The organism is Erwinia amylovora (assembly GCF_017161565.1).
GTDB lineage: Bacteria > Pseudomonadota > Gammaproteobacteria > Enterobacterales > Enterobacteriaceae > Erwinia > Erwinia amylovora.
Map to the genome: position 1 here is coordinate 2,078,290 of NZ_CP066796.1, position 15,513 is coordinate 2,093,802.

At 52.5% G+C, this 15,513-nt stretch carries 14 protein-coding genes and 1 pseudogene; 5 read left to right on the forward strand and 10 right to left on the reverse strand.

What is annotated here, in order from left to right; all coding sequences use genetic code 11:
* Nucleotides 1-63 precede the first annotated feature (63 nt).
* The 5 genes and pseudogenes from rlmA to JGC47_RS09685 all read right to left on the reverse strand — a co-directional run bounded on the left by rlmA (nucleotide 64) and on the right by JGC47_RS09685 (nucleotide 3,229).
* Entirely contained in the window at nucleotides 64-882 is an 819-nt protein-coding gene (gene rlmA / locus JGC47_RS09665) for a 23S rRNA (guanine(745)-N(1))-methyltransferase (protein WP_004157880.1), read from the reverse strand.
* A gap of 173 nt (nucleotides 883-1,055) precedes the next feature.
* Complete coding sequence (cspE, locus tag JGC47_RS09670) at nucleotides 1,056-1,265, reverse strand: transcription antiterminator/RNA stability regulator CspE (protein ID WP_004166884.1); 210 nt, start codon at nucleotides 1,263-1,265, stop codon at nucleotides 1,056-1,058.
* Nucleotides 1,252-1,421 (reverse strand): annotated as a pseudogene (locus JGC47_RS17630) (DUF2627 domain-containing protein). The gene cspE and the pseudogene JGC47_RS17630 overlap by 14 nt, the downstream one beginning before the upstream one ends.
* Nucleotides 1,422-1,922: 501 nt before the next feature.
* Nucleotides 1,923-2,933 (reverse strand): MBL fold metallo-hydrolase, encoded by a 1,011-nt coding sequence (locus JGC47_RS09680; protein WP_004157884.1) that lies wholly within the window; start codon nucleotides 2,931-2,933, stop codon nucleotides 1,923-1,925.
* Nucleotides 2,934-2,953: 20 nt separating this feature from the next.
* A complete protein-coding gene (locus tag JGC47_RS09685) occupies nucleotides 2,954-3,229 on the reverse strand; it encodes a YebO family protein (protein WP_004157885.1) in 276 nt (91 codons plus the stop codon).
* A gap of 227 nt (nucleotides 3,230-3,456) precedes the next feature.
* Between JGC47_RS09685 and JGC47_RS09690 the strand changes: the two genes are divergently transcribed.
* Nucleotides 3,457-3,693, forward strand: a complete 237-nt coding sequence (locus JGC47_RS09690) for a YobH family protein (RefSeq protein WP_004157886.1) — start codon at nucleotides 3,457-3,459, stop codon at nucleotides 3,691-3,693.
* 169 nt (nucleotides 3,694-3,862) lie between these two features.
* Here the strand turns inward: JGC47_RS09690 and htpX are convergent, their stop codons facing one another.
* The 4 genes from htpX to JGC47_RS09710 form a co-directional block, all read right to left on the reverse strand.
* Nucleotides 3,863-4,744, reverse strand: coding sequence for a protease HtpX (htpX, locus tag JGC47_RS09695; protein ID WP_004157887.1), 882 nt, complete (start codon nucleotides 4,742-4,744; stop codon nucleotides 3,863-3,865).
* Nucleotides 4,745-4,966: 222 nt separating this feature from the next.
* Nucleotides 4,967-6,982 carry a carboxy terminal-processing peptidase gene (prc, locus tag JGC47_RS09700; protein WP_004157888.1) on the reverse strand — a complete coding sequence of 672 codons (2,016 nt, stop codon included), beginning with the start codon at nucleotides 6,980-6,982 and terminating at the stop codon, nucleotides 4,967-4,969.
* 19 nt (nucleotides 6,983-7,001) lie between these two features.
* Complete coding sequence (gene proQ / locus JGC47_RS09705; RefSeq protein ID WP_004157889.1) at nucleotides 7,002-7,694, reverse strand: RNA chaperone ProQ; 693 nt, start codon at nucleotides 7,692-7,694, stop codon at nucleotides 7,002-7,004.
* A 96-nt stretch (nucleotides 7,695-7,790) separates the two neighbouring features.
* Complete coding sequence (locus tag JGC47_RS09710) at nucleotides 7,791-8,291, reverse strand: GAF domain-containing protein (protein WP_004164372.1); 501 nt, start codon at nucleotides 8,289-8,291, stop codon at nucleotides 7,791-7,793.
* 187 nt (nucleotides 8,292-8,478) lie between these two features.
* On the opposite strand from JGC47_RS09710, the gene yebS reads away from it, so the two are divergent.
* The 3 genes from yebS to rsmF all read left to right on the forward strand — a co-directional run bounded on the left by yebS (nucleotide 8,479) and on the right by rsmF (nucleotide 13,927).
* Complete coding sequence (gene yebS, locus JGC47_RS09715; protein ID WP_004157891.1) at nucleotides 8,479-9,747, forward strand: membrane integrity lipid transport subunit YebS; 1,269 nt, start codon at nucleotides 8,479-8,481, stop codon at nucleotides 9,745-9,747.
* Nucleotides 9,716-12,349, forward strand: a complete 2,634-nt coding sequence (locus JGC47_RS09720; RefSeq protein ID WP_004157892.1) for a PqiB family protein — start codon at nucleotides 9,716-9,718, stop codon at nucleotides 12,347-12,349. Before yebS ends, JGC47_RS09720 begins: the two co-directional genes overlap by 32 nt.
* Nucleotides 12,350-12,538: 189 nt before the next feature.
* Entirely contained in the window at nucleotides 12,539-13,927 is a 1,389-nt protein-coding gene (gene rsmF / locus JGC47_RS09725; RefSeq protein WP_004164375.1) for a 16S rRNA (cytosine(1407)-C(5))-methyltransferase RsmF, read from the forward strand.
* Nucleotides 13,928-14,097: 170 nt separating this feature from the next.
* Here rsmF and JGC47_RS09730 read toward each other — a convergent pair whose 3' ends face one another.
* Nucleotides 14,098-14,391, reverse strand: coding sequence for a hypothetical protein (locus JGC47_RS09730; protein WP_004157895.1), 294 nt, complete (start codon nucleotides 14,389-14,391; stop codon nucleotides 14,098-14,100).
* Nucleotides 14,392-14,609: 218 nt separating this feature from the next.
* Here JGC47_RS09730 and JGC47_RS09735 point away from each other — a divergent pair, with 218 nt between their 5' ends.
* Complete coding sequence (locus JGC47_RS09735; protein ID WP_004157896.1) at nucleotides 14,610-15,419, forward strand: spermidine synthase; 810 nt, start codon at nucleotides 14,610-14,612, stop codon at nucleotides 15,417-15,419.
* Nucleotides 15,420-15,513: the final 94 nt, after the last annotated feature.

A 15,513-nucleotide genomic window follows, 5' to 3' on the forward strand; every position in this document is an offset into this window, starting at 1 on the left:
AGGTCAAAATAATTTCTTACACAGGGCAATTTTGGATCATGGTCAGGCTATTTTGTATGCGGTTTAGCTGTCTCGCTGCCACAAACGTAGGGTGAAGTCCGTTTCACAGGCGAACTGCTCACTGGTCGCCAGAATCCCCCAGACTTCCGGGCGGGCGCGCCAGGCAAAAGGCGTCATCTGCAATAATGCTGCTGACTCTTCGCTGTTTAGGGTCATCGCATAACTCAATTGCTGCTGGTCAATCAGCGTAAAGCCGGGCATCTGCTCCGGGGTGGTATCATGTAGCTGGGCATCCTGATAGATCAGCGCCTTAAACTGCAGCAGATGACGCGGCCCGGGAGAGACGGTTAGCACATAACCTCGCGGCTTGACTACCCGCGCCAGCTCTTCAGCCTTGCAGGGTGCATAGATACGTATTACGGCATCAAACTGGCTGTTACTGAACGGCAAACGATGACTGGAAGCCACGCAGAACTGCACGTTGTTATAGCGCTTCGCCCCCGAACGCACCGCTATTTTTGCCACATCCAGTCCGTGCACCTGTGCCAAACCCCGCGCCTGCAGGCGGCTGGCAACATAATGGGTGTAATAGCCTTCTCCACAGCCGATATCCAGCACGCTGACCGGGTGTTCAGGCAGCAACTGCATCAGCCAGTCGCCGACTCTTTGCCGCAACGGCTGATAATGCCCGGCATCAAGGAAATGACGCCGCGCCTGCATCATATCCGCGCTGTCTCCGGGTTGCTTTGAGCGTTTATGATGTACCGGCAACAGATTGACATAACCCTCTTTGGCCTGGTCAAACTGATGCTGGTTCTCACAGCGCCAGGCTCGATGATCAAACGTCAGCGGCTGCTGGCAAAGGGGACATTGGTAGGACATAACACCACTCCATCAACAAAAGACGCGGCAGTTTACTGCAAAAGCACGCTAAAATCCCGTAGTCCGGCCGGAGGCTAACAATAAAAAAGCCCCGTCATTGCTGACAGGGCTTCGGTATTCAGATATCAGCCTGGATTACACGCAGTGCGGCAATGACAAGCTCAGATCGAAAATCAGATAGCGGTGACGTTCACAGCTGCAGGGCCTTTCTGGCCATCCTGAATTTCGAACTCAACGTTCTGGCCTTCAGCAAGAGTTTTGAAGCCATTACCCTGGATTGCAGAGAAGTGTACGAACACATCTTTGCTGCCGTCAGCAGGAGTGATGAAACCAAAACCTTTAGACTCGTTGAACCACTTAACCTGACATTTAATCTTTGCCATTTTGCAAATTCCTTAGAGAGTTTATTCGCCCGTGGGCTTTACATTCAGAAAAACCAGAGACATTACTGCATGAGGCATTAATTAAGGCTCGGCAAGGAAGCGGTATTCAACGTCAACGTCTTTACTCAGAACTTCTTTACTGAAGATGCCATACATAAACAGAACTGTACCTCGTTTTACCCGAATGTTTATCACATATCCGCTAATTAATGGCAAGTCATTTTTAAAAGGCTGAGGGGGTGTCGCACAGATTTGAATCGATGTTTGCTACTTCACACCGTTTGTAGCACAACACTGTGCATATTTTCACCCTCCTGCAAGGCAGCCTGCTCACACAGTAAGGTGCGCCGCTTGCTGATAATAATCACCCGACACTAATATTCTGTTCAGGCAATATTGCATATTAATGGCAAAGCTAATTCGAAAGATGTGATTGATGTTGCTCAGTGAGCTATATGCACGACCTTCTTTTTTGTTAAAAAAAAACCTGGAAAGTCCAACCTTATTTAACAATCACCCGAAAATCAGAACAGTGCGTGGCAACTTACACCATTTAACGCCATGTCGGGTAGCCGTTAAATATTGATTATGTTATTGGCGTAGTGAATCAATTAGATCGGTTCTGATGTATTACCGGGTTGTTATAATATAGATTGTTTAGGAATAACCTCCGGTGATATTCACAAGTGATTTTTTACCACCGATTTTCCACGCCTGAAAACGGCTGCCGTCTAATCCTGCCGCCTGCATCGCCCGCTCCAGCGCTTGTGGCGGCTCATCCAGTGATTCGTCGGCCAGTTCAAACACGCCCCAGTGAATAGGCATTGTCACTGGTTGCCCAATCGCCTGATGCAAAGATACTGCCTGATCGGGAGTCATGTGATGACTACGCATGAACCATTCTGGTGCATAGGCACCTACCGGTAGAGCGGCTAGGTTAAATGGCCCTAAACGATGCGCTATATCCAGCAGATTATCCGAGTAGCCGCTGTCGCCACTAAACCACAGGTTGAGCAGCCCGGCTTTAATGACCCAGCCACACCATAACGAGCGGTTACGATCCCAGGGCGTTCGCATACTCCAGTGACGGGCGGGCACGGCGTGAAAAGTGAATCCGCCCGTCTGCGTTTGCTGCCACCAGTCAAGTTGCACTACCTGCCGGGCACCGATTCGCCGGAACCATCTCTTCAGTCCAAGCGGAACAACAAAGGTCACATCGGGAAAACGAAGCAGGATTTTTTTGATTGTCCGGCGGTCCAGATGGTCATAATGATTATGCGAGATCAGCACCACATCCAGCGCAGGCAGATCGTCTATAGTCAGCGCGGGCGGCGTTTTTCGGCTCGGCCCATAAAAACTGAGCGGAGAGGCTCGCACAGAGAGCGCAGGATCGATTAGCGTATAGCGTCCGGCATAGCGCAGCAGCAGGCAAGCATGTCCAAGCCACCAGATGCAATCTTCATCACCCTTTAAATCGGCAGGTTGCCACCACTGCTGAATAAAATGTTCATAGCCTTGTGCAGGGGGGCGTGGCATCCCGTTCTGCTTACGCTCGCGCCGCCAGCGCTGCAGGTCACCTTGCTGCTGTAAATCTGGCTCAAGGTTGCGGAATCCTTCCCGGGTATGATGATTAAGCGAGGGGTCATACCATGAATTTTTCCGTGCCATCGCAGTGCCTCTCAGGTCAGTTAACGTTCGGGTATCAGGCGGGTGTAGTCTTCATTCACATCCGAAACGCCGCCTTTAGCATCCTGTTCTGCGCTTGTTAGCGCATCAGTCAGACGATGCAGTAACAGGTTTTGCCGTTTCTGCTCTGCCAGCAGCGATTCAAGCAGTTGGATCTGCTGATTGGCTCTGACGCTAACCCGGTTGACAAAGAACCACGCAACCAGACTGGCAATGACCATGATGGCGATGATTCCAGTTGCCGCCAGGCCTGTCGCGCCACTTGTTAATTCGTTCATTTCTGCCTCGAAGCTATAGTTGTACTGCCTGAAAAAGGCAACACTGCCGGGGGGATTTTACCTGTTCAAGCGGGAATTGACAGTGGAAATAATTTGATATCCTGTTCATTTTTGGTGAATTTTTTATAGTAATTCAGCATACTCTTATCGATTAAACCTCTTACAAACAGCATCCTGCTATGCTGAGCGCGGCGGTGAAGACGCCTCACATAAAATAAGGAGAAATGATGAAATTTTTGCTACGGCTGGTCGCGTTACTGGTCATAATTTGGCTTGCGATGCTATTGACAGGTTATGGCGTGTTAACAGGAAGCAACAAAAACGTGGCTGGCATGGGCCTGCAGTGCAAGTACCTGACCGCCCGCGGTATGGTCATTGCTCAGTATTTGCATAGCGACAGCGGAATTATCGGCGTAACCGACTGCCCGCTGCTAAGAAAAAGCAGTGACGTGGTCGATAACTGATTCAGCTGCTTACAGAACGCCACTCATGGCCGTTTCCTGTTGAATAGGGTCATCACCGGCAGCGCCGTGACAGGGTCAAACCGGTTGGTTGCCGCCATCAGATCGAGAAGTGGTTCGTAACAGAACAAAACCCGCCGCTGGCGGGTTTTGTTTATGCGTGAAACGGCGCTTATCTGCTGTATTGACCGCTACGCAGCGCTTCAATACGTTTATCCAGCGGCGGGTGCGACATAAACAACTCACTTATCGCCCCGGATTTACCATTGATGCATAAAGCCATCATACTGCTGGCTTCCTGTGGCTCGTAACTGGTTTTCAAACGTTGCAGAGCGGCAATCATTTTTTCACTCCCGGCCAGACGAGCAGCACCGGCATCTGCATGGAATTCTCGGTGACGAGAAAACCACATAGTGATGGTACTGGCAACGATACCAAATACCAGTTCAAGTACCATGGAAACCACGAAGTAGACTATCGGGTTACCGTTACTGCTCCCTTCTTCTTCCCGATCGCCCGACATAAATCCGGCAGCTAACTGTGCCAGAATGCGTGAGATGAAAATGACAAAGGTGTTCACAATCCCCTGTATCAGAGTCATGGTGACCATATCGCCATTAGCAATGTGGCTGACTTCATGGGCCAGCACCGCTTCAGCCTCATCACGACTCATGTTCTGCAGCAGTCCGGTTGAAACAGCGACCAGAGAAGCATCTCGCCGTGCGCCGGTAGCAAAAGCATTAATGTCTGGCGCGTGGTAAATGGCCACCTGAGGCATGGCAATACCCGCTTGCCGGGACTGTCGGGCAATGGTATCCAACAGCCAGCTTTCGGTTTCATTACGCGGTTGTTCAATCACTTCACCGCCGACGGAACGTAGCGCCATCCACTTCGACATCAGCAGTGAAACAAACGCACCGCCAAAGCCAAACAGACCCGCCATGATCATCAGGCCCATAACACTGCTTGACTGGATCCCTGTCAGGCTGAGGATCAGCCCGAAAACCACCATAACCCCAAGGTTGGTCAGCAGGAAAAGAGCAATACGCATCATAAGATTTATTCTTCCTCAGTTATTCGCTATTCGCGTTCCACCATCGTAAGGTCAATACGCTGCTTTTCAAGCACACTTAACCTTTAAGTGTTTAAAAAAACATAACTTTACATTTTATGTTACTTTTTACACCTTCTTTCGAGCGTAAAACCAGCAGATAAAAAAAGGCACAGCGGATGCTGTGCCTGTTGGGCTGACTAAGCTATTGAGCGGGGTTGAAAATTATTTCTTATCCAGTCGCGCCAGATCGTTGGCAATCTGTACCGTTTCATCAAGATAAGGGTCCGGCTCCTGATAGTCTTTCGGCAGATCGTCGAGTTTCGCCAGCGGTTTTTTGCCTGCAACCTTCAGACGCGCATTGACGCGTTCCAGTCGCCGAGCATCATCTTCACGATTCTCTTTTTCGCGGTTGGCGAGATTGAGAGAAATAATGTTACGTTTGTCTTTATTGGCATTGAAGCGGGCAATATCGCTGATGATGTACTGGAACTCGGCATTTTTCGCAATGCGGTCCTGATGATCTTTAATCAGCTCTGGCTCTGACGGCTTCAGGTCACCGCTTTTGACATAGGTGGCCGCATCAACACTGTCCCAGGGTAACGCGTTGTCCTCAAACTTTTCGCCAGTTTCAACCACTTCCACACCCGTAGGCATCAGCAGGTCGGGCGTGACGCCTTTGCGCTGCGTACTTCCCCCGTTGATGCGGTAAAACTTTTGAATCGTGTATTGCACAGAACCCAGGGCTGGCCATTCGGGGCGCAGCATCTGATCGTAAATGCGGTTCAGTGAGCGGTATTGCTGTACGGTACCCTTACCGAAGGTCGGCTCACCGACAATCAAGGCACGCCCGTAATCCTGCATGGCTGCGGCGAAGATCTCAGAAGCTGAAGCACTGAAGCGGTCGACCAGAACCACCAGCGGGCCTTTGTAGTAAGTTACGCCGTCGTTGTCGCTGTCCTGACGTACTTTGCCATTATTTTCACGCACCTGGACCACAGGGCCACCGGGAATAAACAGGCCTGACAATGATACGGCCTCGGTGAGCGCGCCACCGCCGTTGGTGCGCAGATCGATAACTACGCTGTCAACGTTTTGCTTTTGCAATTTCTGCAGCAAAACTTTAACGTCATCTGTCAGCCCGACATAGAAGCCCGGAATATCGAGCACGCCGACTTTTTGTTTGCCGACATGGTGCACACTCATCTTAACCGCACGATCTTCAAGACGAATTTTCTCACGGGTCAGGGTGACAATGCGTGTCTTGGTGCCTTTACCAGCGGGTAAAATCTCCAGGCGCAACTTACTGCCCTTCGGCCCTTTAATCTGCGCCACCACATCATCCAGACGCCAGCCAATCACATCCACTATCGGCTTACCCGGCTGGCCTACGCCGACGATGCGATCGCCCACGGTGAAGCTTTTACTTTTCGCCGCCGGACCACCGGCCACCATCGAGTTGATCGTGGTGTAGTCGTCGTCCATTTGCAGTACGGCACCAATACCTTCCAGAGAGAGGCTCATTTCGGTGTTGAACTGCTCGGTACTTCGGGGCGACAGGTAGTTTGTGTGCGGGTCGATTTCATGCGCAAACGCCGTCATCGCCAGCTGGAAAACATCTTCACTGTTACTTTGCGCCAGCCGACGAACGGCAAACTGATAACGCTTAGTGAGGACTTCGCGGATCTCTTTCTGATCTTTGCCGGCCAGCTTCAAACTTAGCTCGTCAAACTTGACTTTCTCATCCCACAGCTGATCTAGCTCTGTGCTGGTTTTGGGCCACGGCGATTTACTGCGGTCGATATCAATTGTGTCATTGCCGGTGAAATCCATCGGCTTTTTCAGCACTGACAAAGCGTACTGATAGCGTTCAAAACGGCGTTTTTGTGCCAGATTATACAAATCGTAGAATACCGACAGCTGGCCATTTCTCATACCTTCGCCCAACGTCGTTTTCTTGTCGTCGAATTGTGCAATGTCCGATGCCAGCAACACGTTGTGGCTGTAGTCGAGCAAGTTGAGATAGCGTTCGAAAATTTTAGCGGAGAATTCTTTATTGAGATCGAACTGACGGTAATGAGAACGGGTAAAACGAGAAGTCACGCGCTCGCTAACGGTAGCGTGCTGTGCCTCCTGCTGCAGCTGCGGTATTTGATCGGCGCGGATAATCGTTTCAGCCGCGAAGACATTACCTGCCAGCAGCAGGCCCGCGAAGATAGTGCTTTTAAAAAGACTGTTCATGCCCTGATTAGCCTCCGTATCAGAACTGCAAGTGTTCTGCGCGTACTATCATTGCCAGGCCGGAAGCAAGCTGAACCCGGACGCCATCTTTGCCGATCTCAAGAATGGTTGCGTCCATCGCATTTTTACCCGCGGTGACTTTGATGCTTTGACCCACTTGCAATGCTGCAGTGTCAGTAACCGGTTTAGGTTGCTCCGGCCGGGACTCTTCGCGCGGGGCGGAAGTGTGGCGTGCTGGCTGGGGGCGAGCGGGTTTATTACGCACGCTGCGCGCCGGCTCCCCCTCGACTGCAGGTTTGCGCACGGGCTTACGCGGACGGCGAGGCGTGGTCTCTTCACCCGCTTCACGCTTTTTCGCCTGTTGCTGTTCGCGTTGCGCCTGCACGCGTGCCTTGGCTTCTTCAAGCTGTTTGCGCGCATGTTCAACGTGCTGTTCGTCCAGTTGGCCACAGGCATTACCATCAAGGTCAACGCGTGTCGCGCCAGCCTTGATGCCATACAAATAACGCCAGCTGGAGGTATAAAGGCGGAGAGCGGAGCGGAGCTGAGTTTTACTCAGGCTCATTTCGCCCTGCACACGCTCGACTAAGTCCTGAAAAATTCCGATTTTCAGTGGTCGTGCTTCGCCTTCGGCGCTAAAGCATTGTGGGAAACGCTCTGCCAGAAAGGCGATGACTTCTTTAGTGCTATTCAACTTAGGTTGATTTTCCATGAAATTTCCTGATTACAACGGGTTTGCCAATCAGCGCAGGCATGAACAGGCGACATTATAATGACCCCTTCAGCAATTGCTACGTGATCAAACACTTTAGGTGCGATTCATATGAATAAATTTTTCCACATCAGTCCCACTAAGTACGTTGCAAAGCCCGTCAGTTAACGCTTTTAACCCCTTTTCATCCTCACTGTCAAAGCGGTTATATTCCACACTGTCGATATCCAGCACGCCAATCACATGGCCATTCACCACCAGCGGCAATACAATTTCTGCATTACTGGCCGCATCGCAGGCAATATGTCCCGGAAACGCATGCACATCATCAACGCGCTGAACACGCTTCTCTGAAAGGGCTGTTCCACATACGCCGCGTCCAATGGGGATACGCACGCAGGCTACTTTGCCCTGAAAGGGTGCCAACACCAGCGTATTCTCTTCCGTTAACAGATAGAAACCTGCCCAGTTCACCCCTTCAAGCCGTTCATATAAAAGCGCACTACAGTTGCCCATCACCGCCAGAAAGCTGGTTTCACCGCTCAGTAACGCTTTCATATCCCGATTGAGTTCAGTATAAAATTCTGCTTTAGTCATTGTTTAACCATAGTTGAAAATGTGGCGCTGCCGTCTTTCGCTCCTGGAATAATCAGCGCTGAAAAGCCTGACTGCCAGGGTGGAATTTGTTGATGTTTACTATAAGCTTGGATTGGACAGCTCGCTAAAGCATGGCAACAGTCAGTCCTGCTCAGTATGGCATTAAACAGCCTAACCCTGCCCCGACATGGGCCTAAGTTCGATTGGTAAAATGAAAATACACGCCATACGTTACGCTCTTCCGCAGGCACGTTATCAGCGATGTCCCGAATGCGATACCCTTTTTTGCTTGCCGGATGTGAAGTCCAACCAGTCAGCGCACTGCCCACGCTGCAATGCCCGTATCCTCAATGGTCGTGACTGGTCAATGACGCGTTTGACCGCGATGGCTGTCACCATGATATTGATGATGCCGTTCGCATTTGGTGAATCGATCATGTCCATCCGCCTGCTGGGAACCAGTATTTATGCCAGCCTGCTGGGCGGGATTCTGCAAATGGCACAACAGGGTGATGTTATCGCCGCAGCGATGGTGGCGTTTTGTACCATAGGCGCACCTGTTGTGCTGGTAGTCGCCATTAGCGGACTTTATTTTGGCAGTAAAATAGGCCTGAATCTGCGCCCGATATTGTTGATGCTCGACCGGCTGAAAGAGTGGATCATGCTGGATATTTATCTGGTCGGCATCGGCATTGCGTCAATCAAAGTACAGGATTATGCCGCTATCACGCCCGGTATCGGGCTGGCGGCTTTCATTGTACTGATGCTACTTAGCGTGCTCACGCTTATCCATCTCAACGTTGAACAGCTATGGCATCGGTTTTATCCGCAGCCAATGCCCAGTGTTCCGTTAGATAAACTACGGGTGTGCCTGAACTGCCGCCATACCGGAACCCCTGACGAGAACGGACGCTGCCCGCGCTGCCATACGACGCTACATTTGCGGCGCCCCTTCAGTCTGCAAAAGTCGTGGGCGGCGCTGATCGCCTCGATTATTTTTCTTATCCCGGCTAATCTGCTGCCAATCTCAGAAATCTGGCTGAATGGAGCACGTAAAGGAGATACGATCCTTTCCGGAATCTTTTCACTGGCCTCCGGTAATATTCCGATAGCAGCGGTGGTATTTATCGCCAGTATTCTGGTCCCCTTCACTAAAGTTATCGTGCTGATCGCCCTGCTGTTCAGCATTCATTTTAACTGTGAGCAGGGGCTGAAAACCCGTATCCGGCTGCTGCGCCTGGTGAAGTGGGTTGGACGCTGGTCAATGCTCGACCTGTTTGTAATTTCATTAACCATGTCGTTGGTCAACCGCGATCAGCTACTGGCCTTTACTATGGGGCCCGCTGCTTTCTATTTCGGTAGCGCGGTCGTACTGACTATTCTTGCCGTTGAGTGGCTGGATAGCCGTTTACTTTGGGATACGCATGCAACAGGAAACGCCAATTACACCGACTAGCGCTCGCCTTAAGAACCGGCGCAGAATATCGCCGTTTTGGCTTCTTCCATTTATCGCCCTGTTGATTGCCGGCTGGCTTCTCTGGACCAACTATCAGCAACGCGGTACCACCGTCACCATTGATTTCGCAACGGCGGACGGCATTGTGCCGGGACGCACACCGGTGCGCTATCAGGGAGTGGAGGTTGGGCTGGTGGAGGATATCAGCATGACTGACGATTTGCGCACCATTAAAATTAAAGCCAGCATTAAGAGCAACATGAAAGAAGCGCTGCGCGAGAACACGCAATTCTGGCTGGTGACACCAAAAGCCTCTTTAGCCGGTGTTTCCGGGCTGGATGCATTAGTCGGTGGCAACTACATCGGCATGATGCCGGGTGAAGGTAAACCTCGTGAAAATTTTGTGGCGCTCGATACGCAGCCCAAATACCGTGTTAATTCGGGCGAAATGCTTATCCATCTGCAGGCTCCGGATCTCGGTGGCTTAAACAGTGGTTCCCTGGTCTATTTTCGTAAAATTCCGGTCGGCCGTGTTTATGACTACAGCATTAATTCCGGTAGCAAAGGCGTGACGGTGGATGTCCTCATTGAGCGTCGTTTCACCAATCTGGTTAAGAAAGAGAGCCGTTTTTGGAATGTTTCCGGCATCAGGGCCGATGTCGGTCTGGGGGGAGCAAAGGTCGAGCTGGAAAACCTGCCGGCGCTGGTCAATGGTGCGATTGCCTTCGACTCGCCCGGTGGTTCACAGCCAGCAAACATCGATGATAACTACCAACTGTATCCTGACCTGGCACAGAGTCAGCGCGGCGTGATGATTTCACTCGACCTGCCGGACGGTAATAATCTTAAAGAGGGCCGCACGCCGCTGATGTATCAGGGGCTGGAAGTCGGCACACTCAATAAAATGACCCTGCTGCCCAATGGAAAGGTTAGCGGTGATCTGATACTTGACCCCTCGGTCACCGGATTGATGCGTGCGGGAACACGTATTGAGATGCGAGGCCCAAAATTCAGCCTGACCGACACCAGCCTGAGCAGCCTTTTAACCGGCAATACCTTGGAGCTGATCCCGGGCGAAGGCGATGCACAGACGCATTTTGTGGTGCTGCCCAGCAATGAATCCCCGCTTCAGCAGCCCAACTCACTGGCGCTGACGCTCACTGCTGCCGAAAGCTACGGCATCGATGCCGGTCAGCCGCTGATACTGCACGGAATGCGCATTGGCCAGGTGATCAACCGCACCCTGTCGGAAAAAGGGGTGGCCTTTAAGGTGGTGGTGGCCGCCGATTATCGTCATCTGGTGCATGGTGACAGTAAGTTCATCATTAACAGCAGGCTGGACGTCAAGCTTGGTATCGATGGCATGGAAGTGCTGGGTGCCAGCGCCCGGGAATGGGTAGACGGTGGTATTCGCCTTGATCCCGGCAGCAAGGGGACATTGAAGAGCCGCTATCCGCTGTATGCCAGTGCCGAAAAGGCCGAAGAAGGCGTTACCGGCGATCGCCCCCCTACGACGCTTACCCTGACGGCCAGCAGCCTGCCCGATATTCAGAGTGGTTCTGTGGTGCTGTTCCGCAAGTTTCAGGTCGGTGAAATCGTCAGCGTCACGCCACGCGCTGATTCTTTTGATGTGAACGTTCATATCAAACCCGAATACCGTCACCTGTTGACACCGGGCAGCGTGTTCTGGGCAGAAGGCGGGGCGCGCGTCCAGCTGAACGGCAGCGGCCTGACGGTTCAGGCTTCTCCGCTGAACCGTGCGCTGAAAGGTGCAATCAGCTTTGATAACCTGGCCGGTGCCGGTGCTGGCTTAAACCCACGGGATAAGCGCGTACTGTATGGGTCACAAACCGCCGCACGCGCTGTGGGTAGCCAGATAACGCTGCGCACCTATGATGCCAGTAAGCTGTCATCGGGTATGCCGATCCGCTACCTCGGCATTGATATTGGCCAGCTTGAATCGTTGGCACTGGGGGAAGGCAACAACCAGGTGATAGCGAAAGCGGTGCTATATCCGGAATATGTGCAGGACTTTGCCCGCAACGGATCGCGTTTTTCAGTGGTATCGCCGCAGATCTCTGCCGCCGGGGTTAGCCATCTGGATACGCTACTGCAGCCCTATATTAACGTCGACCCGGGTAAAGGCCGCGCCCTGCGCAGCTTTGAACTACAGGAATCTACGATTACCGATGCACGTTATCTGAACGGGCTAAACTTGGTGGTTGATGCACCAGAAGGGGGTTCCCTGTCAGTCGGTACGCCAGTGTTGTTCCGCGGGGTGGAGGTCGGTACGGTGACCGGTACTGCGCTGGGTACAATGGCCGACCGTGTGCAGATCTCCCTGCGCATCAGCAAAAAATATCAGCATCTGGTACGTAATAATACCGTGTTCTGGCTGGCATCAGGTTATAACCTGAAGTTTGGTCTGACGGGCGGTGTGGTGAAAACCGGGACCTTCCAGCAGTTTATTCAGGGTGGCATTGCTTTCGCCACGCCACCGACCGTGCCGCTGGCGCCGCAAGCCTCCTCCGGTAAACACTTCCTGTTGGAGAACGAAGAACCTGGCGGCTGGCGTCAATGGGGCACCGCCCTGCCGCAGTAACCGTGCCGGCAGCGGAGCGGCGATATTCCCCTCGCTCTGCTGCGCATTAAGGTGTTCTGCGAAAACGTCATAGCGGGAAGCTCCGCCCCGGCAGAACACTTATGCTAAACTGAATGCACTTTTTTTTAGTGGATCCAGCCTGTGCCTCACATCTCCCGCGTGTTCTTTCCGCCAGCCTTTCTTGAGCAGATGCAGCAGATGCTGCCCGACGCCAATGATTTTGCGCGTTTTATCGCTATCAGTCAGCAGCCATTGCGCCGCAGTCTGCGCGTCAATACGCTAAAAATCAGCGTCGATGATTTTCTTCAGCTGGTAAAGCCTTATCAGTGGGCGTTGACGCCGATCCCGTGGTGCCCGGAGGGGTTCTGGATAAGCCGCGACGACGCAGATAAGCTGCCGCTTGGCAGCACGGCGGAGCACCTGGCCGGACTGTTTTATATACAGGAAGCCAGCTCAATGCTGCCGGTCAGCGCGCTCTTTGCTGGCGGTAATATGCCGCAACGGGTCATGGATATGGCGGCAGCGCCTGGTTCAAAAACTACACAGATAGCCGCATGCATGGGCGATCGTGGAGCCATCCTTGCTAATGAGTATTCGGCCAGCCGGGTAAAAGTGCTGCATGCCAACCTCAGCCGCTGCGGCATTAGCAATACCGCCATGACTCACTTCGACGGACGGGTATTTGGATCCGCGCTCCCGGAGTGCTTTGATGCGGTCCTTCTTGATGCGCCCTGCTCCGGTGAAGGTGTGGTGCGCAAGGACGCAGACGCCTTACGCAACTGGTCCGCCACCAGCACGGCAGAGATCGCCGCAACTCAACGCGATCTGATCAACAGCGCTTTTCACGCTCTGCGCCCCGGCGGCACACTGGTTTATTCAACCTGTACGCTCAACCGAAGCGAAAACCAGCAGGTGGTCCGCTGGCTGCTGGAACAGTATCCCGATGCGGTTGCGATCGAGCCTCTGAACACCTTGTTCAACGGTGCAGAACAGGTTGCTACTGCGGAAGGTTTCCTGCATGTGTTTCCGCATATTTTCGACAGCGAAGGCTTCTTCGTTGCCCGCCTGCGTAAGGTATCGAGCGTGGCAAGGCTGTCACAACCGACCTACAAAGTGGGCAAACCCCCTTTCAGTCCTTTGAGCCGTCAGCAGCAGCAGGAAGTGAGTGACGCAGCAGCTAAGGTTGGTCTGCGGTGGAAGACGGAATTGAAACTATGGCAGCGCGACAAAGAGATATGGCTGTTTCCCGCCGGGATAGAACCCCTGTTGGGCCGGGTACGCTTCTCACGTATTGGCCTGAAGCTGGCGGAAACCTTCACTAAGGGCTATCGCTGGCAGCATCATGCCGCCGTAGCGCTGGCAGATGCCCGCAGCGAAAATGCGTTTGAAGTCAACAGCCACGAGGCGGAGGAGTGGTATCGCGGTCGCGATATCTATCCCGATCGCAGTTTGCCCGGCGATGAGTTGATTATTTGCCACCAAAAGCAACCCATCGGGATTGCCAAGAAGGTAGGCAGCCGGATTAAGAACAACTATCCGCGGGAGCTGGTGCGCGACGGTAAGTTGTTCAGCGTTTAAGATCCAGACGGCCAGCGCGCAACACAGGTTAATATGGCAGCACGCTTTCCCTCCGGCCCTGGCTGCAGGCTGGTTGTTGCAGATCTGGTATATCTGAATATCAACAGCTAATCTAACCACCGTTGACTTGCCGGCCTGAAAGCAGGGAGTCAACGGCCTTGCCCGATGAATTACTTTAACGCACGCGGATTTTTACGCAACGATGCGGCCCAGTCAAAGTCTTTGATTTCACTCTCTTTAGCTGCTGACGGCCTGCGCGGCCTTTTGGCCAACACCTGTTTACTGCTTTCGCGCGTAACGCGTTCTTTCATCACCAGGCGCTTTGCTTCCTTGAGGATTTCTTTCTCTTCTTTTTTACTGGCAATATGGCTTAATTTGTCAGTCAGCATCTTTACCCGCTGCTCCACCAGAATTTTTTCGTCTGCGGTAAACTGGTCGATAGAAATCTCTTTGTCGTTTTTCATGCAACAGGCTCCTGGCCAGTTCTCATTGCAATGGGTATCCATTGCAATGGGCCATGCTCCATCGTAGAGCGTCAGACTAATCTGTACAAGCAGAGTTAGCATTTGCCCGGCATCAAATGAAAATGCAAAATAGCATTCTGTCATTACAGGAAGATATTCGCAGCCGACTGCTGCACCGGTCCCCCCGGTCAAATGGCAGATCTTACAGGAGAAGTACAATGTCCGATGCTGATATCTATTCTTCCTCAACGCTGTTTCACCTGCGCGGAACTCAGGTAGCCTCGATGCAGGATGAGTTCGGCACTGTGACAGTCATTGATAACCGCGATTTCCGCAGCATGAGCTTTGACCTGATTTTTGAACAAAGTAAAATGCTGAAAAGCAATGCGGCACTGCCAGTGCATCATTATATTCGTGCCATGCTGATGGCGCGCACGTTAGTCAAGGCGCAAGATATTCTGCTGCTGGGGTTGGGGGGAGGTAGCCTGCTTCGCTCACTTTACGCCGGCAACCCTCATATCGTGGTGGATGTGGTTGAGCTGCGTCAGGCTGTACTGAGGGTGGCACAGGACTATTTTTGCCTGCCGCAAAGTGACAACGTTCGTTATTTCATCGACGATGCCGCGCGCTTTATCGCCGGGCAAAATAGCCAACGCGGCTATCAGCTAATTTTCTCTGACCTTTATAATGCCAACGCTCTTGCACCTTTACAGGCAACGGAACAATTTTTACGCAACTGCGCCGCCCGGCTGCAACCCGGTGGCTGGCTGGTGCTGAATCATCCCCAGTTACCGCAGCAAGATCCCCTCTTCTCACAGGCCCTGCTGGCGATTTTTTGCAGCCTTTTTTACACTGTCGCACCCAGCGGCAATGTGGTTATCTTTGCCAGCCGTTCCCCCTGCCCCCATCCCCTGCATCATCTGCAACGGCTCATGAGCAGCAGCGGGGAAGACTTTACAACCGATTTTACATCACTGGCACAGAAACTGAGCCGCTGGCCGGGTAGCTCCGTCACCCTTAAACGGTGACGGAGCGTACACAGATGGCACGACGGACCATATTGCCCTTAACCTGCCGCTAGTCTACCTTTAGCGCACAATCGGTATGAGTTAATAACAGAGA